Genomic DNA, 21,715 nt, shown 5'->3' with positions numbered 1-21,715 from the left:
AGGGGCATTTTTTTTAGATTTCTTTGCAATGCTCTTCAAACAGCTCTTGGATGTGCGTGATAACGGACATCGGATCATGGCCTTCAATTTCATGGCGTCCGATTTCATCAGCCACTTTACCATCTTTCAAAAGAACGAACGATGGAGAAGACGGAAGATGGTCTTCGCCGAAGATTGCGCGTGCCTGTGCCGTCGCTTCTTTGTCCTGTCCTGCAAATACCGTCAACAGGCGGTCAGGGCGTTTGTCGTAATGCACGGAATGTACAGCTGCCGGACGGGCGATGCCGCCTGCGCATCCGCATACCGAGTTGATCATGACGAGGCTTGTGCCCGGCTGAGCGAAAACGTCCTTCACTTCTTCCGGTGTTGTCAGTTCTGTATAGCCAGCGTCCACCATTTCCTGGCGGGCCTGCTTCGTAATATCATTCATAAGAAAATTAAAATCCATTGCCATTTCTATCACTCCTTATCATTTCCTTCATTAATCATAGCAGGAGTTGAAAAGACATGCAAAAAAGCTTACTCGAACAATTCCGCGATGGCCTGGGCCACAGTCAATTGGTCTTGAAGCACTTTTTGCTCGAGTGTGCCCACTTGTTTTCGGCGCTCGGCGTCGCCGTAGAAACGGCTCAACAATTCGTCGGTGATCATGGCATTAAACCAGTCTTTCGTCTGGTTTTGCCGGCGCGTTTTCCAATAGCCGCTGCTTTTAACCGTGTTCTCGAATTCCTTGACCATGTCCCAGATTTCTGAAATGCCGGTTCCTTCAAGAGAAGAAGCGGGCAAAGCCTGTGTTTTCCATCCTTCAGTTGCCCGCTGCAGAAAATGCAGAATCTGTTTGTATTCACGCACCGTCTTTTTGGCAAGTTCGGCATTGTGGCTGTCCGCTTTGTGGACAATGATGGCGTCTGCCAGCTCCAAGATCCCTTTTTTCATGCCTTGCAGTTCATCCCCGGCGCCGGTAAGCACCAGCAGCATAAAGATGTCGACCATGCCGCGGACCAGCGTTTCGCTTTGTCCGACGCCCACCGTTTCAACCAAGATCACATCGTAGCCGGCCGCTTCGCACAGCAGCATCGTTTCCCGGGTCTTTTTATGGACGCCGCCGAGCGTACCTGCCGTCGGCGACGGACGGATAAACGCTTTCGGGTTGCGCGCCAGGTTTTCCATGCGCGTTTTGTCGCCCAGAATGCTGCCTCCGGTGATTGAAGAACTCGGATCGATGGCTAGGACCGCCACACGGTGCCCGAGCGCCGTCAGCATCTCGCCGAACGTCTCGATAAAAGTGCTTTTGCCGGCGCCTGGTACGCCCGTGATGCCGATCCGAATCGAGTTTCCGGTATGGGGCAGCAAGCGGTTCAACAGTTCCTGGCCGTGCTGTTTATGCTCCGGATTTGAGCTTTCAAGAAGCGTGATCGCTTTTCCTAAGTGCAGGCGTGAACCGCTCCGGACCCCTTCGGCCATGTTGTCGTAGTCGAAAGAATGTTCCTGCGGTTTTTTGAATCGTTTCCGCGGCGAGGCCTTCATCCCGTCATGGGCGGCTTTGACCCCTTCCATTACCCGGCGAGTCTCCGTTTCGCGGTTCATCAGTCGGCCACTTCCTCGTAACCCAGGCGCGCGTAGATTTCCTCGATCACTTTTTGCGCGGCCACCGGGATGACGGTTCCTGGCCCGAAGATGGCGCTCGCTCCGTTATTGCGCAAGAACTCGTAATCCTGCGCCGGAATAACTCCGCCGACGACGATCAAGATATCTTCGCGGCCGATTTTCTTCAGTTCAGCCCATAAGTCCGGCACAAGCGTCATATGGCCTGCTGCCAGTGAACTGACGCCAATCACATGCACGTCATTCTCGACCGCCTGCTGCGCCGTTTCAGCCGGCGTCTGGAACAACGGGCCGATATCCACATCAAAGCCAAGGTCAGCGAACGCAGTGGCAATGACTTTCGCACCGCGGTCATGGCCATCCTGCCCCATTTTCGCAATCAGAATACGTGGACGCCGCCCTTCATTTTCAATAAAGTCTTCGGTCATCTCTTTGACGACTTCAATTTCCTGCTGGTTTGAGAAGTTGGAACTGTATACACCGCTCACGGAACGGATCACCGCCTTATGTCTTCCGGATGCCGCTTCAATGGCATCGGAAATTTCGCCAAGAGTGGCACGCAGTCGCGCAGCATCAACGGCGCATGCCAAAATGTTTTCGTCGCCGCTTTGTGCAGCCGCTGTCAATCTGGTTAATGCTTCTCGGACTTTGTCGTTGTCGCGGGAAGCTTTCATGCGTTCAATGCGTTCGATTTGCGTTTTTCGCACAATCGTATTGTCGATATTCAAAATGTCGATTGGGTCTTCTTCGTCCAAGCGGTAACGGTTGACGCCGATGATCACTTCTTCATTAGAATCGATTTGCGCTTGTTTTTTCGCTGCTGCTTCTTCGATGCGCATTTTCGGAAGGCCGGTTTCAATCGCTTTGGCCATGCCGCCAAGTTCTTCAACTTCCTCAATCAGCTGCCATGCTTTTTCCATCAATTCCTGCGTCAGTTTTTCAACATAGTACGACCCGCCCCAAGGGTCGATCACTTTGGTCATCATCGTTTCTTCCTGCAGGAACAACTGCGTATTGCGGGCAATGCGGGCAGAGAAGTCCGTCGGGAGAGCAATGGCTTCATCCAGAGCGTTCGTGTGGAGCGACTGCGTATGGCCCATTGCCGCTGCATTTGCCTCGATCAATGTACGGGTCACATTGTTGAACGGATCTTGTTCCGTCAAACTCCAGCCGGACGTCTGCGAATGCGTACGAAGCGCAAGAGACTTGCTGTTTTTCGGATCGAACGATTTCATCATTTTCGCCCAAATTTCGCGTCCTGCGCGCATTTTGGCGATTTCCATAAAGTAGTTCATGCCGATGCCCCAGAAAAATGACAAGCGCGGCGCGAACGAATCAATATCGATGCCTGCCGCAAGCCCGGTGCGGACATATTCAAGCCCGTCGGCCAGCGTATAGGCCAGTTCAATATCCGCTGTCGCTCCCGCTTCCTGGATATGATAGCCCGAAATGGAAATCGAGTTGAATTTCGGCATTTTGGTGGATGTGTACTTGAAAATATCCGCGATGATCTGCATTGACATCGCCGGCGGATAAATATACGTATTGCGCACCATGTATTCCTTTAGAATATCGTTCTGGATCGTTCCGGCCAGCTGCTCCGGACCAACGCCTTGCTCTTCAGCAGCAACAATGAAGAACGCCATAATCGGCACGACTGCCCCGTTCATCGTCATCGACACCGACATCTGGTCGAGAGGAATGCCGTCAAACAGGATTTTCATGTCTTCGACGCTGTCGATGGCAACGCCCGCTTTTCCGACATCGCCCACCACGCGTGGATGATCGGAATCATAGCCGCGGTGCGTAGCAAGGTCAAAAGCGACCGAAAGCCCTTTTTGGCCCATTGCCAAGTTCCGGCGGTAAAATGCGTTGCTTTCTTCTGCTGTCGAGAATCCGGCATATTGGCGGACGGTCCATGGGCGCGATACATACATCGTCGGATAAGGCCCGCGGACGTTCGGAGCAAATCCAGGATGGCTTTCCTGCAAATCTGCGATGTCCTCTTGCGAATAAGCCGGCTTAACCGGTATGCCTTCATTCGTTTCAAAAACCTCCTCGTGGATAGCCATGTCTTGATTGATTGTTAGTTTCTGTAAATCCACTTTACTGAAATCCGGTCTTCCCATATCAGATGGCCTCCTTTCCAAGACTAAGAATTTGTTCCAGCTTCGAGGTGACGTGCTTGCCGGAGAAAATGGCATCCGTTACGCCGAATTCTTCCCAGCGGTTTAAATCATCTTTTCCGTATTTGCCTGCAACGTCAATAGAGGCCGCTGTACTAAGTGCCGGAATGATTTCTTCCAGCACTTCTTTTGGCCCGCATAGGACAGCGTAGTCGATGGCGTTCTCTGACAGGAAGCGGTTGACTTCTTCAGCACTTTGAAGTTCCGGGCTAAGGATAGGTTCAATGCCGCCTACAGCTAAAAATCCATGGACAAAATCCGATTGGGCTTTGACTGCTTTTAATGGTGCCACATGCAAAACAGCCGCTTTCAAAAGTCTTTCTTTGCTTTGTAAGCGCAGTTTTTCAAACGGCGAAGACAGGCGTTTAGCAGACATATAAACCAAATGGCTTTCGGCAACTTGGCCTTCTTTGACCGGTTCCTGCGGATTCGCGTAGATATTGGTGCCAATCAAGGAATTTTCGCGGGTGGCGACTTTTTCTTTGCGCTCCACCCATTTTGACTGAATGTCATCTGTCAGCCAGCCCGACTTGATGACTTCGGAATAGCCGCCGGCTGCTTCAATCTCCAGGAAATAGCTCCATGCCGCATCGACAAATTCTTTTGTCAAGGTTTCGATAAAGTAAGATCCGGCCGCCGCATCCAATACATGCGATACGTGGGTTTCTTCTTTGATGACCAATTGCACGTTGCGGGCGATTCGGCGGCTTTGCGCATCGGGCACTGTCAAGAAGTCATGCGGATGAACCGTATGCGCATTTGTGCCGCCAAGGACCGCTGAAAATGTGGCATTACCGGCACGCAGCAAATTCACGTAAGGATCCAGTTTCGAGTAAGAACGCACAGACGTTTCAGTGAAAACCGGAATGGCTGGCGCTTCTTCTCCGTAAGCTGAGCAGAACGCGTTCCAAAGAACACGGAAAGCACGCAGTTTGGCGACTTCCTGGAAGAATTGCGTATCTACTGCAAAACGCACCCATAAATCGTTTGCCTGGGCAGCGAAATTGCCGCGGTCCATCTTCTCAGCCAGAATGCTAAGCGCAACGCCCAGTTCGTGGACAATTGTTCCACCTGCGTTATGTACAGGGACTGTATCGATCAACTGAGTGCGGACTTTTTCCGGAGCTGCCACTGCTGTTTCGGAAAAAATAACACCTTGCACATGCCCGAGTTGTTCTTCCGCAACAAAATCAAAGACACGGAGAATGCCGTTGTCGTCAGATCCCAAACGGAAATAAATCGGGTAATGGATGATCAGTTCTGCCAGTTCCTTCAGTTCGGCATCGTTCCACTCCAAATTTTGATAGCTGAGATAGACAATCATTTCATTGCCGCGCTTCAGATCATCTTTGATCGCTAACAAGTAATCGCTGACAGTTTCTGCATGGGTTTCCTGGGCCACAAACCAGCCTGGGAGCCTTTTGCCGTTTTGCACAGCTTTCGTTTGGTCAAAAACAAAGGTGTCGAGGCGTTCCAGCATTTCTTTTGTGTAAAGCGGCTCGAGTGTGATTCCTTCAATAGTGGGTGTTTTTAAAGTTTTTTCGAACGGCTTTCCTTTCAGCGCTTTTTCAGCAGCTTCCCGCCATTCTTCGTATGTACGTTCCGAAAATTGAGTCTTTTTCATCGATTCGATTGTCAAGCTGTTCCCTCCTTAAAGGATATCTCTTCCCATTTTACCTGAGTAAACGCTCACATTAAAGAGAAAAAAGCTGGAAGTCCGCAGACTCCCAGCTTTCCATCAATAAACGGACGTATTTTCTTTGTTCATATTTTCAAGGATTTCTTTGACACGGCCGAGGAATTGTCCGCAAACAAGTCCATCAAGTACGCGGTGGTCAAGCGATAAGCACAAGTTGACCATATCGCGTGCAGCCATCATGCCGTTAGCCATAATGACCGGGCGCTTCACGATCGACTCGACTTGCAGGATTGCCGCTTGCGGATGGTTGATGATCCCCATCGACTGGATAGAGCCGAACGATCCGGTATTGTTGACCGTGAACGTTCCGCCTTGCATGTCTGCAGAACCCAATTTTCCGTTGCGCGCTTTTAATGCCAACTCATTGATGTCGCGGCCGATTCCTTTAACCGACTTTTCATCCGAATTTCTGATGACCGGTACGAATAATGCATTGTCCGAAGCAACAGCAATCGAAATGTTGATGTCTTTTTTCTGAATGATTTTATCTCCAGCCCACATCGAGTTCATCATCGGGAATTCTTTCAAAGCTTGGGACACGGCTTTCACGAAGAACGCGAAATACGTAATGTTGAACCCTTCTTTTTTCTTAAATTCACCTTTGATGGAATCCCGGTAAGAAACCAAATCCGTTACGTCCACTTCAATCATCATCCAAGCATGCGGGGCTTCGTGCTTGCTCTTCAGCATATTGGCTGCGATTGCACGGCGAACACCGGTAACCGGAATTTCGATATCGCCAGGGGCGCTTTCGATTGGCGCAGATTTGGCAGCAGGAGCTGCTGTCGCCGCTGGCTGCGCTTTAGGCGTTTCTGGTTGTGCTGCCGGCGCTTCTTGCTTCGCTGCCGGTGCATCTCCCGCTTTCGGGATATTGCCGCTTTCGATCAAGGCCAGCAAATCTTTGCGCGTGATGCGCCCCTCATTGCCCGTGCCCTGCACTTGTGCAAGATCAATATCGTTGTCTTGTGCGAGGCGCAAAACAGCAGGTGAATAGCGGGCTTTCGATCCTTCCGGGCGTGCCGGTTGGGAAGAGCCTTTCGTTCCGTTCAAGCCGGAAGTCGGTTTTGTGTCATCTGCCGGCATGACGTTTTCTTTGCCGACATTGGCAGGCTGTGCTTCAGCTTCTGCTGCCGGAGCTGAGTCGCCACCTTCGGTTTCGATGGTGCAGACGATTTCGCCTACCGCCAGTGTTTCGCCTTCTGCAGCGATTAATTCTTTAATCGTACCGGTAAAGGAAGATGGCACTTCTGCTGTTACTTTATCGGTGTTGACTTCCGCCAAAGGATCGTACTTATTGACGTGGTCACCGGGTTGAACGAGCCATTTTTCAATCGTTCCTTCCGTCACACTTTCGCCTAGCTGAGGCATTTTTATATTTTCAATAGCCAAAGGGATTCCTCCTTAACTGCTTTTATCGTACTTTGGAGCGTCTGTGGCGCTTCCGGTTTTCTTGTTGTCTAGCTCCGTCGCCTAGTCCCTCGGGGTCTTAAGTCAGCCCACTACGGAAATCAGGATTTCCGTAGTGTTCTACCTGAAAACATATGCTCCTGCAGCACTTCGTGCTTCGTCGCAAAGTCACGTCCCAAATTCCATTTGGAACATGACTTGCCTGTCGGGACTGGACAGGCGACTCCGCTTTTCTTGTCTAGCTGTAGCGCCTAGCTCCTCGAGACGCTTCAGACTGGTCGGCGATGGCAAAAATCGCCATCACTGCCCAGCCTTCCAGCGCTTGTCGGAGCTGAACAGGCGCTTCCGCTTTTCTTGTCTAGCTGCAAGAGCCAGCTTCTCGGGACATAAGCCACTCCGACTGTGCGGCAAAGAACGCCGCTTCGCCGGATCGTCTTATGCCTTTCGAAGCTGAACAGCTCTTTTCGCTTTTCTATCTTAAAACTCCGCTAGTTCCCGCATTGCTTTTTCTACTTTGTCCGGGTTGATCATGAAGTATTTTTCCATGGTCGGAGCGTAAGCCATTGCCGGAACGTCCGGTCCAGCCAAACGGCGGATCGGGGCGTCCAGGTCGAACAGGCAGTTTTCAGCGATGATCGCTGCCACTTCGCCGATGATGCTTCCTTCTTTGTTGTCTTCTGTCACCAGAAGGACTTTGCCCGTTTTCTTGGCCGCTTCGATGATCGCTTCTTTATCCAATGGATAAATTGTGCGAAGATCCAGAACGTGCGCTGAAATGCCGTCTTCAGCAAGGCGTTCTGCCGCTTGAAGGGCGAAATGCACAGCCAGTCCGTACGTGATGACGGTAATGTCGTCGCCTTCGCGTTTGACGTCCGCTTTGCCGATTTCGATGGTGTAATCTTCTTCCGGCACTTCGCCTTTGATCAGGCGGTAAGCGCGTTTATGTTCGAAAAACATGACCGGATCTTCGTCGCGGATAGCCGCTTTTAAAAGACCTTTTGCGTCGTAAGGAGTGGATGGAATAACGATTTTAAGCCCAGGCTGGTTGGCGAATACCGCTTCCACTGATTGGGAATGGTATAACGCACCGTGGACGCCGCCCCCGAATGGTGCACGGAAAACGATCGGACAGGACCAGTCGTTGTTTGAACGGTAACGGATGCGCGAAGCTTCCGAAATGATCTGGTTAACGGCAGGCATGATAAAGTCCGCAAACTGGAATTCCGCAATCGGGCGCAAACCGTACATGGCTGCACCGATGCCGACGCCCGCAATTGCAGATTCAGCAAGCGGCGTATCCACTACGCGGTCTTCTCCGAATTGGTCGTACAACCCTTGTGTCGCTTTAAATACGCCGCCTTTTTTACCAACGTCTTCTCCAAGAACAAAAACGTTTTCGTCACGTTCCATCTCTTCTTTCATGGCAAGCGTGATGGCGTCAATATAGTTCATAACTGCCATTATTCGTTTCCTCCTTCAGCGTAGACGTATTTTAAGGCATGTTCCGGTTCGGCATATGCTGCATTTTCCGCATAGTCGGTCGCTTCATTGACAATCGCCATGATGCGGTCATTAATTTCTTTTTCAAGCTGATCATCCATGATGTTGTGTTCTTTCAAGTAAGCGCCGAAAGTCAAGATCGGGTCTTTTTCTTTTTGCGCTGCTAATTCATCAGCCGAACGGTACTGGCGGTGGTCATCGTCTGATGAGTGGGCGGTCATCCGTTCGGAAACCGTCTCAATCAGGCTCGGCCCTTCGCCGCGGCGTGCGCGGTCAGCTGCTTCTTTTACGTGTTTGTAGACTTCAATCGGATCGTTCCCATCAATCGTCACCCCTGGCATACCGTATCCGATGGCCCGGTCCGAAACGTTTTTGCTCGCCACTTGGCGGTCAAATGGAACGGAAATTGCGTATTTGTTGTTTTCAACCATTGTGATGACCGGCAATTTATGTACGCCTGCAAAGTTCAAGCCTTCATGGAAATCGCCTTGGTTGGATGAACCTTCACCCAATGTGTTGAATGTAATGAAATCCTGTTTCTTCATTTTCCCAGCAAGAGCCACACCGACTGCGTGAGGCAGCTGTGTTGTAACCGGCGAAGAACCCGTCAAAATGCGGTTTTTCTTCTGGCCGAAATGCCCTGGCATTTGGCGGCCGCCTGAGTTTGGATCTTCAGCTTTGGCAAACGCCGACAGCATCAAATCTTTTGGCGTCATGCCGAAATGAAGGACTACGCCAAGGTCGCGGTAATAAGGAGCGACATAATCTTTTGTGTTGTCCAGTGCATAAGCAGCGCCAACTTGTGCAGCTTCCTGCCCTTGGCAAGAAATAACAAATGGGATTTTTCCTGCACGGTTGAGGAGCCACATGCGCTCATCGACGCGGCGTGCCGTCAGCATCGTTTCGTAAATTTTCAGCAAATCTTCGCTGGTCAATCCAACTTCTTCGTGTTTTGTAACCATTGAAATTCCTCCTTTAACTATGAATCGCTTTGCCGTCTACAGCCAGAGCCGCTTCGCCCATCACTTCGGAAAGTGTCGGATGCGGATGGATCGTATCGGCGATTTCCCAAGGCGTCGCATCCAGAACCATGGCAAGGCCTGCTTCTGAAATCATATCCGTCACATGCGGCCCAATCATATGGACCCCGAGAATATCGTTTGTCGCTTTATCTGCGATGATTTTGACAAAACCGTCAGATTCTCCGTATACAAGCGCTTTGCCGATCGCTTTGAACGAGAACTTGCCTACTTTGACATCAAAGCCTTTGTCTTTTGCCTGCTGCTCCGTAATGCCGACGCTTGACGCTTCCGGGCTTGAATAAATGCAGCGCGAAACCAAATCGTAATTGATGGCATGCGGCTTATTGCCTTTAATATGCTCGACTGCCGTAATTCCTTCATGCGACGCAACGTGCGCCAATTGCAATCCGCCGATGACATCGCCGATGGCATAAATATGGGATTCTTTCGTCTGGAACGTGTCTTTTACTTGAATAAAGCCTTTTTCAACAATGATGTCGGTGTTTTCCAAGCCGATGTTTTCAACATTTGCCTGGCGCCCGACCGATACCAGCATTTTTTCAGCACTGAAAGTTTCGTTGCCGGCTTTCAGCTCCGCTTGAATGGTTACGCCGTTATCGCCGGTTTGAAGAGTATCCGCCAAAACTTTGGCGCTCGTCGCAAATTTGATGCCTTTTTTCGTTAACAATTTCTGCATTTCTTTGGAAATGTCTTTGTCTTCTGTTGGAATGATGCGGTCTGCGTATTCGATGACCGTTACATCAACGCCAAAATCGTTGAGCATGGAAGCCCATTCGATGCCAATAACGCCGCCGCCGACAATCAAAATCGACTTCGGAAGTTCTTCCATTTGAAGCGCTTCGTCAGAACTCATGACAAACTGGCCGTCAATCGTCAAGCCAGGCAGTGTGCGGGGGCGCGAACCTGTCGCAATGATGACGTTATGCGGTATCAGCATTTCGTTTTCTTCGCCATTTGCCATTTCCACGGAAACCGTACCGGCATTCGGCGAAAAGATGGACGGCCCCAAAATGCGGCCGATTCCTTCGTAAACATCGATTTTGCCTTTTTTCATCAAACCTTGGACACCTGCGTGCAATTGGTCCACAATTCCTTGCTTACGCTGCTGTACACGTGAAAAATCCAGGGAGACTTCTCCGGTATTCACACCGAAATCAGCTGCGTGGTTTTTCGTCGTTGAATACACTTCTGCGCTGCGCAGCAGCGCTTTGCTTGGAATGCATCCTTTATGGAGGCATGTGCCGCCAAGATTTCCTTTTTCGACGATTGCCGTTTTCAAGCCGAGCTGGGCAGAACGGATAGCCGCTACATAGCCGCCGGTTCCGCCGCCAAGGATGACTACATCATAATTTTGTGCCATTAAAGACGACCTCCTTATTGATCATTTTCCTGCTGTATACGTTTTCACTTTTTCTTCTTTGTTCAGTACCCGAACGGCTCCTTCAGCCAAAGCCTGGAGCTCGTTTTCGCCGGGCATGACTAGCACATCGGCAATCCAGTTGACGCGTTCGGAAATCGAAGCAGTAAATTCCTTGCCATAAGCCAAACGGCCAGTCAAAATGATGGCGTCTATTTTGCCGCTTAAGACCGTACTGGCCGATCCGATTTCCCGTGCCACCTGGTAAACCATCGCTTCATAGATGCTTTGGGCTGGTCCATCACCTTTTTGAATGCGTTTTTCCACTTTCACGGTATCGGTAGTGCCCAAATAACCCGCGAGGCCGCCTTGCCGGATGAGCATTTTCATGATTTCCTGCCGGCTGTACTTGCCTGAATAGCACAGCTCCACCAAATCGCCGGCCGGGACTGTTCCAGCCCGTTCGGGGCTGAATGGGCCATCTCCATGAAGTCCATTGTTCACTTCTACGACCCGCCCGTTCAGGTGAACGCCGACCGTGATGCCGCCGCCCATATGGGCAACAATCAGCCGCATATCTTTATAGGCCCGTCCTTTTTCTTTGGCATATCGCCGGGCTACCGCTTTATGGTTCAACGCATGGAAGATTGATTTTCGTTCGATTAATGAGAAACCCGAAATCCGGGCAATCGGGTCAAGTTCATCTACTACGACAGGATCTACGATAAACGAAGGGATATTCAATCCTTCCGCAATTTCATAGGCGATAATGCCGCCGAGATTGGAGGCGTGCTGGCCCAATATCCCTTTACGCAGATCTTTAAGCATGGTTTTGTTGACTTTATACGTTCCGCCTTCGATGGGATGCAGCAATCCGCCTCTTCCGCAGACTGCGGAAAGGTTGGAAACATTCATCCCTTCTTCATCCAGCGTTTCCAGGATGGTTTGTGTCCGAAAACGGTATTGGTCAGGAATCGTCGGAAATTCAGCCAAAGCCTCGGCCGAATGGTGAATCGTCCGTTCCATGATCAGGATTTCGTTGTCAAAAACGCCGATCTTAGTCGATGTGGAACCCGGGTTGATGACCAAAATACGATGCAGCTGTTCTTGCACAGCGAACCCTCCGTTCTTTTTTCCATTTTCAGCGGAAAAAGCCAGTTTCCCGGCTCTTTCTGCTTTCTTTTATGTTGAGCGGAATGCCTGTTTTTGAGGCGACTCCGCTTTTCTTGTCCAGCTGCAAGAGCCAGCTTCTCGGGTCATAAGCCACTCCGGCTGTGCGGCAAAGAGCGCCGCTTCGCCGAATTGTCTTATGCCTTTCGAAGCTGAACGGCTCTTTCCGCTTTTCTTGTCTAGCTGCAGCGCCTAGCTCTTCGGGTCATAAGCCAGCCCAGCTGTGTGGCAAAAAGCGCCACTTCGCTGGTCTGGCTTATGCCTTTCAGAGTTGAACAGGCGCTTCCGCTTTTCTTGTCTAGCTGCAGCGCCTAGCTCCTCGGGGACTTAAGTCAGCCCACTACGGAAATCAGGATTTCCTGTGTGTTCTGCCTTAAGCCTGTCGGAGCTGAACAGGCGCTTCCGCTTTTCGTGTTGTCCAGCTCCGTCGCCTAGTCCCTCGGGTCGCTTCGGTCTTGCCGGCAATGGCAAAGGTACGCCATTCCCTTCAAGCCCTCCAGCGCCTGTCGGGACTGGACAGGCGACTCCGCTTTTCTAGACTATCTTCTGCTGATGATGTTGTGTTCGTTGCGCAGGAATGAGCTTCTTGATTTGGCAACGCGTTCGATGCGTTCTTCAGCCAAACGGTCTGCTGCTTTGTAGCTTGGGATTCCGTCGCGTTTTGAGATTTCAAAGATTTTTGAAATGCTGTCGTAGATTGTGCCGACGCGTTTCAATGCACGTTCTTCGTTGTATCCGTATAATTCGTCAGCCACGTTAATTACGCCGCCTGAGTTGATGACGAAGTCAGGTGTGTAGACGATGCCGCGTGCTTCCAATTCGTCGCCGTGGCGTTCTTCTTTCAACTGGTTGTTGGCAGAACCAGCTACCAATTTCACTTTTAGTTGAGGAATTGTGTCGTCGTTGATAATGGCGCCCATTGCGCATGGTGCAAAAATGTCAGCTTCTTGTGAGTAGATATCATTTGGTGCTACAGCTACAGCACCGAAATCATTTACTGCGCGCTGGACAGCTTCTTCGTTAATGTCTGATACGATTAATTTTGCGCCTTCTTCGTGAAGGTGTTTGCAAAGTGTGTAAGCTACGTTCCCGACGCCTTGAACTGTTACTGTTTTGCCTTCAAGTGAATCGTCGCCGAATGCTTCCAAAGCGCCAGCTTTCATTCCTTTATAGACGCCGTAAGCTGTTACCGGAGATGGATTTCCTGAAGAACCGAATGCCGGCGAAACGCCAGTGACAAAATCAGTTTCTTCACGGATCAAGTCCATGTCAGCAACTGTAGTGCCTACGTCTTCAGCTGTGATGTAACGGCCGTTCAAGCCTTGGACAAAGCGGCCGAAAGCGCGGAACATCTCTTCGTTTTTGTCTTTCAACGGATCTCCGATGATAACGGTTTTGCCGCCGCCAAGGTTTAAGCCGGCTGCCGCATTTTTGTAAGTCATGCCGCGCCCCAAACGGATCGCATCTTCAATCGCTTCTTCTTCTGTTGCATAGTTCCACATGCGCGTGCCGCCTAGTGCTGGCCCAAGAGTTGTATCGTGGATGCAGATAATTGCTTTAAGTCCTGAAGTTTTGTCTTGGCAGAAAACCAATTGCTCATAATCGTGTTGTTCCATTTTGTCAAAAATAGCCATTGTTAGTTCCTCCTAGTATGTTCGTTAAATGTTGGACGAGCGAAGTGCCAATGCAAGCGAATACAGTTTGCTTTCGGCACTGTCGGCGCGTGAAGTTAAGACAATGGGCGCTTTGGCCCCCGCAATCAGCCCGCCGACTTTCGCTTTTGAAAAATACACCAATGATTTGTATAGGATATTGCCGGACTCGATATTCGGGACAAGCAGGATATCTGCATTTCCGGCGGTATCGCCGGAAATCCCTTTATGTTTTGCCGCATTGATCGAAATGGCATTGTCGAGGGCAAGCGGCCCATCGACGACGCAATCGGTTATTTGGCCACGCCTGTTCATTGCAGCCAGTGCCGCTGCATCAAGTGTAGCAGGCATTGCCGAATTGATGACTTCTATCGCAGCAAGCGGCGCTACAATCGGCTTGGTGACGCCGACGGATTGTGCAACCTGAACGGCGTTTTGTATGATTTGAGCTTTTCGCTGCAGATCCGGATTGATATTCATTCCGGCATCGGTGATAAACAGCAAGCGGTCATAACCGGGAATTTCAAAAGCAGCCACATGTGACAAGATATTTCCTGTCCTCAAGCCGAAATCCCGGTTTAACACCGCCTTCATCAGAATGGCGGTTGGGATCTGGCCTTTCATCAGCACGTTTGAATCGTTTATGTACACCGATTTAACCGCTTGTTCAGCTGCCTGGTCAGCCCCTGCAGCGTGATAGACCTTAATTTTCGGATGATCAATCAGATGGGGAAAGTCGGTATGGATCATTTTCTTCAATTTGGCTTCATCATCATACAGCCGGAAATCCGCAAATTTCCGTTCCACTGCCACACTGACAGCTTTAAGCACTTCAAAGTCTGCTGCTGCGGCGACTGCTACGGTATGTTCTGCTTCCACAGAAATTTCATCCATTAATTGAGTTAATGTAACCACTTTCAACACCTCATTCCTTTCTAATTAAAACAGAAAAAAGCACGGAATATAAGGGTTGTAAGCGCTTTATTGCCATTATTAACTAAAAAACCTTGCAAATTCTTGCAAAACCCTGCAAGAATTTGCAAATGGCTTAAGACAGACCGTATTTCTCGAGTTTGTAATACAGGGTTCGCAATGATATCTCGAGTTGCTTGGCAGTTTTGGATTTGTTGCCATTAAACTGCTTTAAGGCATGTTGAAGAATTCCTCTTTCAATCGTATCAAGCTGTTCCTGCAGCGGCACTGATGACTCGAAGGTCACTTCGTGCTTCGCTTCCGGAGACTTGATCATGTTTAAGGGAATATGCTCTTCAGTCAAGACCTTATCGTTCATCTGCATGAAAATCATCGCCCGGCTCAAGACGTTTTCGAGTTCCCTTACATTGCCCGGCCAATCGTAGAGGCGCAGCAATTGCAGCGCTTTGTCCGTGACTGTCTCCACGTTGCGTCCATACTCCTGATTCAACTTGAGCAAAAGCCGGTCCGCGATTCTCGGAATGTCCTGCTTCCGTTTCCGCAGCGGCGGAATCAAAATCGGCATCCGGTTTAGCCGGTAATACAGATCTTCGCGGAAAGTGCCTTCCAGCAAAGCTTTTTCCATATTGGCATTGGTGGAAGCAATAACGCGCACATTTACTGGAATCGGCGTCGTACTGCCAATCCGGAGCGTTTCGTGTTCTTGCAGTACACGCAGCAACTTGCTTTGGATCGCCGGCGACAATTCTCCGATTTCATCCAGGAAAATACTGCCGTTATTGGCTTCTTCGAACAAGCCTCTTTTTTCGCCGCTTTTTATGCCGGGCAGCGCGCCTTCTTCATAGCCGAACAATTCGCTGTCCAATAATTCCTCTGTCAATGCGGCACAATTCACCCGGACGAATTTATTGTATTTCCGCTCGCTCGCACTGTGGATGGCATGGGCGAACAATTCTTTGCCCGTCCCGGATTCGCCGCGCAATAACACCGTTACAAGCGTCTGCGCAGCCAGTTTAGCTTGCTGGAGGCTCAATTGCATTTCCGGGCTCAATCCGACGATGTCGTCGAACGTATACTTCGATTCAAGCGTCCGGATAATGCTTCTTGCCCGGTCCAATTCTTTCATCAGCGAGCGGATTTCGGTTGTATCGTGGATGACCCCGACACTGCCTTTCAATTTATCGTCTACGATAATCGGCGCAACATTGACGATCACTTCCCGGTTTGCCGGGCCAACCTTTAAATTGACGCCCCGATAAGGCTTTCGCGTTTGGAGCGCTTTTAAATGCATGCTTTCTCCTTCGGATATATCCGCAGACGCCGGCTGGCCGATGACTTCTTCCATTTGAAGGCCGGTGATGCGGGTATAGGCCGGATTCACCAACAAGCCGTTGCCGTTTTCATCGACGACCGATATAGCATCATCGCTCGATTGGATGATGGCTTGCAGCATCGTCTGGACTTCTTTCAAATCCGTAATCTGTTCTGCCAGCGACACCACTTCTGAAATATCTTTAAAGACAGCAAACGCACCAATCGTTTCGCCGTGTTCATCGACCATCGGAAAACGGGAGGAAACAATTTTAGCGCCGTTTGGCAAAACCAGCTCCCGGTTCAGTTCCGTACGCCCGCTTTCATAAGTGTGCGGCAGTTCGCTGGCCGTGATGAATTCATGGATCGGCCGCCCGATGGCAAGCTCCGCTTTGACTTCGAGCATGCGGGAAGCGCTTTTGTTCAAGAAATTGATATGGCCGTTCCGGTCAATGCCGACCATGCCTTCTTCAATCGAGTTGAAGATGATGTTTTGCTTATGGCTTTCCTCGCTCAATAGCGAAATGAAATGCTCTTTCTCGGTGATCAAGCGGACCAGAACATTGGCGATGCCCCCCGGTATAATAACGGTGGACTTCGGAAAATGAAGCGGCAATTGCTGCTGTACTTCATCGCTCCCTGTCACATTGAACACCATATGCACATCGTCTTTATTAAAATCCCGGTAATCGGTTGAAACGGGAATACCCCATTGTTTGGCTTTTTGTACGGCCGGCGCCGCCAGATGAATGTCCGCAATGCCGCATACCCGCATATAGTCTGATTCCAGCAGCATTTGGAGAATGGCAGACCCTCCTGCTCCTCCGCCTATGATCAATACATTTTGCAATGGCCTTCATACCTTTCTGATTTTACTGTGCAATTCTTTGCAGTACCTGTCTTTAGCGTACCTGAGGATGTGTTTCTTGACAACTAAAACGGAATTAGAAACAATAGAAGAGAAGGAGTGGAAACATGGGACGTTTAATCGCATTTATCATTTTGCTGATTCCTGGTATTATGGCTGCATACGGCATAAAACTGATGCGCGATACCTTATTCAATAAACTATTGGAACCTTACCCTGCGTTGTGGATGCAATTTACATTAGGAACAATTTTCGTGGTGCTTGGCATCGGATTTTTTGCAGGCTTCCTGTTGAACCGGGACCGCAAAAAAGGGACCGTCGCCAAGAGATTCCAGAAGTAACAGCTGTTATTGGAATATCGGCAGATACAATCTGAAATTCACTACAATAAACGATCACAAAAAATTGCGTCTACCTGTTATAGGCTAGACGCAATTTTTTTGTGATCCGTTCCGGATGGTCCGTAATGATTCCTTTTAGCTCTGGCGCGATTTTTTTCATCGCGGCTTCGGAGCCGATGATGCCGTAGACCCGGATGGTTTTTTTCATTTCATGGAGAGCTTCCAAAAAAGACAACGAGTACAGTTTCCTGTGGAGATGGATGCTGTCTACCCAATCCATACGCCGAAGGGTTTCTAAAGGCATGCTTTTCTTCAAGATCAACGCCATTTCTTTTGTCGGCATCAATTGCTTCATTTCCTTCAGGAGCTGCGGATTAAACGAAGAGACATGAAAATTGTCCAGCCCATCGAGCATCGCTGCCAATATTTTCGGTCCATTCGGATGGGCCGAAAATGAATTTTTCATTTCCACATTCAATGGAATATTCTTTTCCTTTGCCCATTGGAACACTTCATAAGCAAGCGGAATTTCCAGATCTGAAAAACGGCGCTTCCATCGTTTCCCAATCTTTATTTCTTTTAAGTGCTGGTAATCAATTTCTTCGATTTTGCGTTTTTCGCCGCCAAGGCGCTTTAAATTGTCATCGTGGAACACGACTACTACTCCGTCTTTGGTAATCTGTACGTCCAGTTCAATGCCAACCTGAAGCTCGCAAGCTTTCTGAAACGCATCCCACGTGTTTTCCAGCGCATGCTTGGAAGCTCCGCGATGGGCATATACTTTTACTTCGGACACCTCTATCAGCTTCTTTCAGTAAAATTAGATTCCGATTGATTCTTTCGACTATCCGGATAGAAGTAAAAAGAAAATAGGCCAGGTTCAATCGTCCCGGCCTATCCTTCACCTTTGTCAGTCAAAAGAGACGTTATGCTCAACTTCATCCTGATTGGTCCACGTTACGACAGTGCCTGGAGCAACAGTCAATTCAGTTTCGCTAAAAGCGAAATCCGCCATTTCCACTGCGGCTTCGCCGCTCGTAGATGCCCCTTCTTCCACAATCACGGTCATTTTCATGGTCGGATGCGGATCGCAGTGAAGCGGAAATTCACCGGCTTCGTTAAAAACAAAACTTGTGGTTTCCCCTTGTGCAATCAGCGGAGAAGCTGTGCCGCTTGCTGCTTCAGGCGCATCGGAAGAGTCCACCGAAGAAGATTCGGGTTCATCTTCTTTTGCGGCGTCATCTGCATTATGGTCGCCTTTGTCCATTTCATGGTCCGCTACATCGGTTTCCTCTTCTGCCGGCTGCGCATCTTCCTGGCCACAAGCCCCCAACACCAAAACACCCCCGACAATAAGCGCACTCCATCTTCTGTTCATGCAAATCCTCCCCTTCTTGTTTTTCTTATAACATCCAAAGAAACAACCGGGCAATTCACATCAAGAGAATGATTGCATGCAACTTCTGCAGAGGGTGGAACTGAGTTGAAAAAACAAATTGCCAGCTGCATTGCAAGGATTCTTTATCATCAATTATAAATTAGAATCCATCCGGATGCTATCCGCAACCATTGCAATGAACTGGGAATTGGTCGGTTTTGATTCCAAATGCTCTTCGCTGTATCCGAAAAGCTTGGAGATGTGCTGCGTTTCTTTTCGGCTCCACACCACTTCGATGGCATGGCGAATGGAACGCTCCACCCGCTGGGGCGTCGAGTCAAAATGTTTGGCGATTCCGGGATAAAGCTCTTTTGTGACCCGGTTTAAAACATCCGGATTTTCCAGCACCAATGAAACCGCTTCTTTTAAGAAAAGATAGCCATTAATATGGGGAGGAACTCCGATTTCTTTGATCATGTGGGTGATGGCTTCATCCTTTGCAGCTGCTTCGTTTTTCGGATTGTCCACAGTTTCGCGCTTATGCATAATATGGCTGATTTGAACGGCCAGCCGTTCCGTCTCAAACGGTTTCATGATGAAATACGAAGCACCGTATTCAGCTGCCTGGCTCATAATGGATTCCTGGCCAAAAGCAGACAGCATGATGACGTCAATCCCCCGCAATTCGCCGTCTTCTTTGATGGCATCCAGCACTGCGATGCCATCCAAATAAGGCATGATGATGTCAAGCACCAACACATCCACTTCGTGCTGTTTCAGCATTTCAATGCAAGTTTTTCCGTTATACGCGACAGCGACAACTTCCATATTCGATTGGCTGCTTAAATAATCACTCATGAGCTTTACCAATTCGCGATTATCGTCTGCGATTGCAATTTTAATCTTGTCCATCAACTTTCTCCCCCTGATGACTGCTTCTTGCAAATTTACCTCATCGTCAGTTTTCTGTCGCGCGCCAACGTCAACAATTCTTCGGCATGTTGCAATGTCAATTCCGTAATTTCCGCGCCGGACAGCATGCGGCTCATTTCTTCCGTGCGTTCCTGGCCATCCAATTCATGGACACTGGTCACCGTGCGCTGTTTTTCCACTTTCTTTTCGATGAACAAATGCTGATCCGCCATCGCCGCTACTTGCGGCAAATGCGAAATGCACAGCACTTGCGAATGGACGGAAATGGCAGCGATTTTCTCGGCAATGGCCTGTGCCACCCGGCCGCTGACTCCCGTATCCACTTCATCGAAAATGATCGACGTAATGCCCTGGTGTTTCGAAAAGATCGTTTTTAAAGCGAGCATCATTCTCGACAATTCTCCGCCAGAAGCCACTTTTGTCAACGGCTTTAGCGGCTCGCCCAGGTTTGTTGAAATATAAAAAGCGATCATGTCGCGGCCATTCCGGTCAAAGCGGCCATTCGGAAGCGAACTGAAGTTCACTTCGAACGACGCTTTGCCCATATGCAAAGCCTGTAATTGTTCCATTATGGCATGTCCCAGTTGTTTGGACGCTTTTTTTCTAAGAATCGTCAATTCTTCCGCTTCAACCCGCAAGTCTTCCGTAAGTTCTTTCAGCTTCTCCTGGTCCAGCTGCAACCGCTGGTCCCGGTTGATGAGCCGGTCGAGTTCATCGACCTGGGTTTCATAATACAAGAGCATATCTTCTACCGAAGCCCCGTATTTCCGTTTCAGCGATTGAAGCAGCGTCAGGCGCTGTTCAATTTCATTCAAACGTTCCGGATCAAATTCCATGTCGTCAATCACGCGTTTGATTTCAGTGGAGACATCCTGGAGCTGGTAAAAAGCGCTCGACAAGGTTTCCGACTGGCTGCTGAACGCTTCGTCGACCGAAGCCGCGTGTTCGAGTTCGGACATCGCCGAACCGACCCAATCCAACCCTTTCGATTCACCTTGAATCGCTTCGTGGGCCGCGGATACCGATTCGTAGATTTTGTTGAAATTCTGCAGCCTTTTGCGTTCCTGCTGCAGTTCTTCCTCTTCGCCTGCCACCAATTCAGCAGCTTCGATTTCGCGCAGCTGAAAAGTCAGCAAATCGATTTTTTGTGCAATCTGCTGTTCGTTTTCATTGTACGAGGCAAATTCACGCTTCAGCTTCAAGTATTTGTCGTAGGTATTCAAATAGCTTTCTTTTGCTTTGGCAATTGACTTGCCGGCAAACTGATCCAGCAAATAGACATGCTGTTTCTCGTCCATCAATTCCTGCGTTTCATGTTGGCCATGTATATCGATCAATGCCGCACCCACTTCGCGGAGAATCGAAATGGTCACCAGTTTCCCGTTGATGCGGCACACATTTTTCCCTTTATCATTCAGCTCTCGGCGCAGCAAAATATCGCCGTCGCTCGAGGTTATTCCAAATTCATCCAGTTTACGGAACACTGGATGTTTTTCATTGTCCAAAGAAAAAAGACCTTCAATTTCTGCTTTTTTAGCGCCGTGCCGTATAAATTCTTGGCTACCGCGCCCCCCTGCCAATAAATGCACCGCATCAATGATGATCGATTTGCCGGCACCGGTTTCCCCGGTCAACACGGTCAATCCATCCGTAAAGCTGACGGTCAGTGCATCGATAATGGCGAAATTGCGTATATCCAGTTCCCGCAGCATACCCATCCACCTCTTTTTATAGCATTTCGATCAAGCGTTGTTTCAGCACTTCCCGTTGTTCGGTGTCGCGGCAAATAATCAGGCACGTATCGTCTCCGCAGATCGTCCCGAGGATTTCTTCCCAGTCCAAATGGTCGATCAGCGAGCCGATGGCATGTGCATTGCCCGGCAATGTTTTCATGATCAAAAAGTGGCTTGCTCCGTCAATGCTGACAAAAGCATCCGTCAATGCCCGGTGCAGTTTCTGCATCGGATTGAAGCGCTGGTCAGCAGGCAAACTGTATTTATAGCGCCCATCCTGCAGCGGCACTTTCACCAAATGCAATTCTTTTATATCACGCGAGACCGTTGCTTGCGTTACTTCATACCCAGCAGATTTCAATAAATCCACGAGTTCGTCCTGCGTTTCAATTTCACGATTGGAAATCAAATCGCGAATTTTTATATGGCGTTGGCCTTTGTTCACTTTATTGTCCTCCCAGAATGAATAATTATTCTATATGTCTAATATCGTACCTTTAATCCTTCCGAAAAACAAGCAAGGAACTGAATGCACACGGGAAACCCAAACGGCAAGGCGGCCTTGCCCGGCATCCTCTTTTTAGAGCCAGTAAGCCAAA

18 protein-coding genes are annotated in these 21,715 nt (G+C 49.4%); 1 reads left to right on the top strand and 17 read right to left on the bottom strand.

Annotated features, from left to right (window positions below; genetic code table 11):
* Positions 1–13: 13 nt before the first annotated feature.
* From QWY22_RS08675 to QWY22_RS08620, 12 genes are all read right to left on the bottom strand, one after another.
* A complete protein-coding gene (locus tag QWY22_RS08675) occupies positions 14–454 on the bottom strand; it encodes a BrxA/BrxB family bacilliredoxin (protein WP_036809211.1) in 441 nt (146 codons plus the stop codon).
* A 65-nt stretch (positions 455–519) separates the two neighbouring features.
* On the bottom strand, positions 520–1,587 hold the full coding sequence (gene meaB, locus QWY22_RS08670; RefSeq protein WP_300984012.1) for a methylmalonyl Co-A mutase-associated GTPase MeaB: 1,068 nt from the start codon (positions 1,585–1,587) through the stop codon (positions 520–522).
* Positions 1,587–3,734 (bottom strand): methylmalonyl-CoA mutase, encoded by a 2,148-nt coding sequence (scpA, locus tag QWY22_RS08665; RefSeq protein WP_300984010.1) that lies wholly within the window; start codon positions 3,732–3,734, stop codon positions 1,587–1,589. The genes meaB and scpA overlap by 1 nt, the downstream gene beginning before the upstream one ends.
* Position 3,735: 1 nt before the next feature.
* Positions 3,736–5,430 carry a methylmalonyl-CoA mutase family protein gene (locus tag QWY22_RS08660; RefSeq protein ID WP_300984009.1) on the bottom strand — a complete coding sequence of 565 codons (1,695 nt, stop codon included), beginning with the start codon at positions 5,428–5,430 and terminating at the stop codon, positions 3,736–3,738.
* 99 nt (positions 5,431–5,529) lie between these two features.
* Positions 5,530–6,879: a dihydrolipoamide acetyltransferase family protein gene (locus tag QWY22_RS08655; RefSeq protein WP_300984008.1), complete on the bottom strand. Its 1,350-nt coding sequence runs from the start codon at positions 6,877–6,879 to the stop codon at positions 5,530–5,532.
* A gap of 495 nt (positions 6,880–7,374) precedes the next feature.
* The gene (locus tag QWY22_RS08650; RefSeq protein WP_036809219.1) at positions 7,375–8,358 is read right to left on the bottom strand and encodes an alpha-ketoacid dehydrogenase subunit beta; all 984 of its coding nucleotides are present in this window, start codon (positions 8,356–8,358) and stop codon (positions 7,375–7,377) included.
* On the bottom strand, positions 8,358–9,359 hold the full coding sequence (locus QWY22_RS08645) for a thiamine pyrophosphate-dependent dehydrogenase E1 component subunit alpha (protein WP_300984007.1): 1,002 nt from the start codon (positions 9,357–9,359) through the stop codon (positions 8,358–8,360). The genes QWY22_RS08650 and QWY22_RS08645 overlap by 1 nt, the downstream gene beginning before the upstream one ends.
* 13 nt (positions 9,360–9,372) lie before the next feature.
* Positions 9,373–10,800 (bottom strand): dihydrolipoyl dehydrogenase, encoded by a 1,428-nt coding sequence (gene lpdA, locus QWY22_RS08640; protein WP_300984006.1) that lies wholly within the window; start codon positions 10,798–10,800, stop codon positions 9,373–9,375.
* Between the two features lie 21 nt (positions 10,801–10,821).
* Positions 10,822–11,910 carry a butyrate kinase gene (buk, locus tag QWY22_RS08635; RefSeq protein ID WP_300984005.1) on the bottom strand — a complete coding sequence of 363 codons (1,089 nt, stop codon included), beginning with the start codon at positions 11,908–11,910 and terminating at the stop codon, positions 10,822–10,824.
* 596 nt (positions 11,911–12,506) lie between these two features.
* Positions 12,507–13,601 carry a Leu/Phe/Val dehydrogenase gene (locus tag QWY22_RS08630; RefSeq protein ID WP_300984004.1) on the bottom strand — a complete coding sequence of 365 codons (1,095 nt, stop codon included), beginning with the start codon at positions 13,599–13,601 and terminating at the stop codon, positions 12,507–12,509.
* A gap of 24 nt (positions 13,602–13,625) precedes the next feature.
* Positions 13,626–14,534 (bottom strand): phosphate butyryltransferase, encoded by a 909-nt coding sequence (yqiS, locus tag QWY22_RS08625; protein ID WP_300984002.1) that lies wholly within the window; start codon positions 14,532–14,534, stop codon positions 13,626–13,628.
* Positions 14,535–14,667: 133 nt separating this feature from the next.
* Positions 14,668–16,713 (bottom strand): sigma-54 interaction domain-containing protein, encoded by a 2,046-nt coding sequence (locus tag QWY22_RS08620; RefSeq protein ID WP_300984001.1) that lies wholly within the window; start codon positions 16,711–16,713, stop codon positions 14,668–14,670.
* Positions 16,714–16,838: 125 nt separating this feature from the next.
* Here QWY22_RS08620 and QWY22_RS08615 point away from each other — a divergent pair, with 125 nt between their 5' ends.
* A complete protein-coding gene (locus tag QWY22_RS08615) occupies positions 16,839–17,072 on the top strand; it encodes a DUF2627 domain-containing protein (RefSeq protein WP_036809233.1) in 234 nt (77 codons plus the stop codon).
* Positions 17,073–17,142: 70 nt separating this feature from the next.
* On the opposite strand, the gene QWY22_RS08610 is transcribed toward QWY22_RS08615, so the two are convergent.
* The 5 genes from QWY22_RS08610 to ahrC form a co-directional block, all read right to left on the bottom strand.
* Entirely contained in the window at positions 17,143–17,868 is a 726-nt protein-coding gene (locus QWY22_RS08610) for a glycerophosphodiester phosphodiesterase (protein WP_300984000.1), read from the bottom strand.
* Between the two features lie 114 nt (positions 17,869–17,982).
* Entirely contained in the window at positions 17,983–18,450 is a 468-nt protein-coding gene (locus QWY22_RS08605) for a plastocyanin/azurin family copper-binding protein (protein WP_300983998.1), read from the bottom strand.
* Between the two features lie 153 nt (positions 18,451–18,603).
* Positions 18,604–19,362: a sporulation transcription factor Spo0A gene (gene spo0A / locus QWY22_RS08600; RefSeq protein ID WP_300983997.1), complete on the bottom strand. Its 759-nt coding sequence runs from the start codon at positions 19,360–19,362 to the stop codon at positions 18,604–18,606.
* Positions 19,363–19,397: 35 nt separating this feature from the next.
* Positions 19,398–21,095: a DNA repair protein RecN gene (gene recN / locus QWY22_RS08595; protein ID WP_300983996.1), complete on the bottom strand. Its 1,698-nt coding sequence runs from the start codon at positions 21,093–21,095 to the stop codon at positions 19,398–19,400.
* Between the two features lie 16 nt (positions 21,096–21,111).
* Entirely contained in the window at positions 21,112–21,561 is a 450-nt protein-coding gene (ahrC, locus tag QWY22_RS08590) for a transcriptional regulator AhrC/ArgR (RefSeq protein WP_036809248.1), read from the bottom strand.
* Positions 21,562–21,715 lie beyond the last annotated feature (154 nt).

Origin of the sequence: Planococcus liqunii, from assembly GCF_030413595.1 — a bacterium.
Taxonomy (GTDB): domain Bacteria; phylum Bacillota; class Bacilli; order Bacillales_A; family Planococcaceae; genus Planococcus; species Planococcus liqunii.
This window is presented reverse-complemented; position numbering and strand designations above follow the sequence as displayed.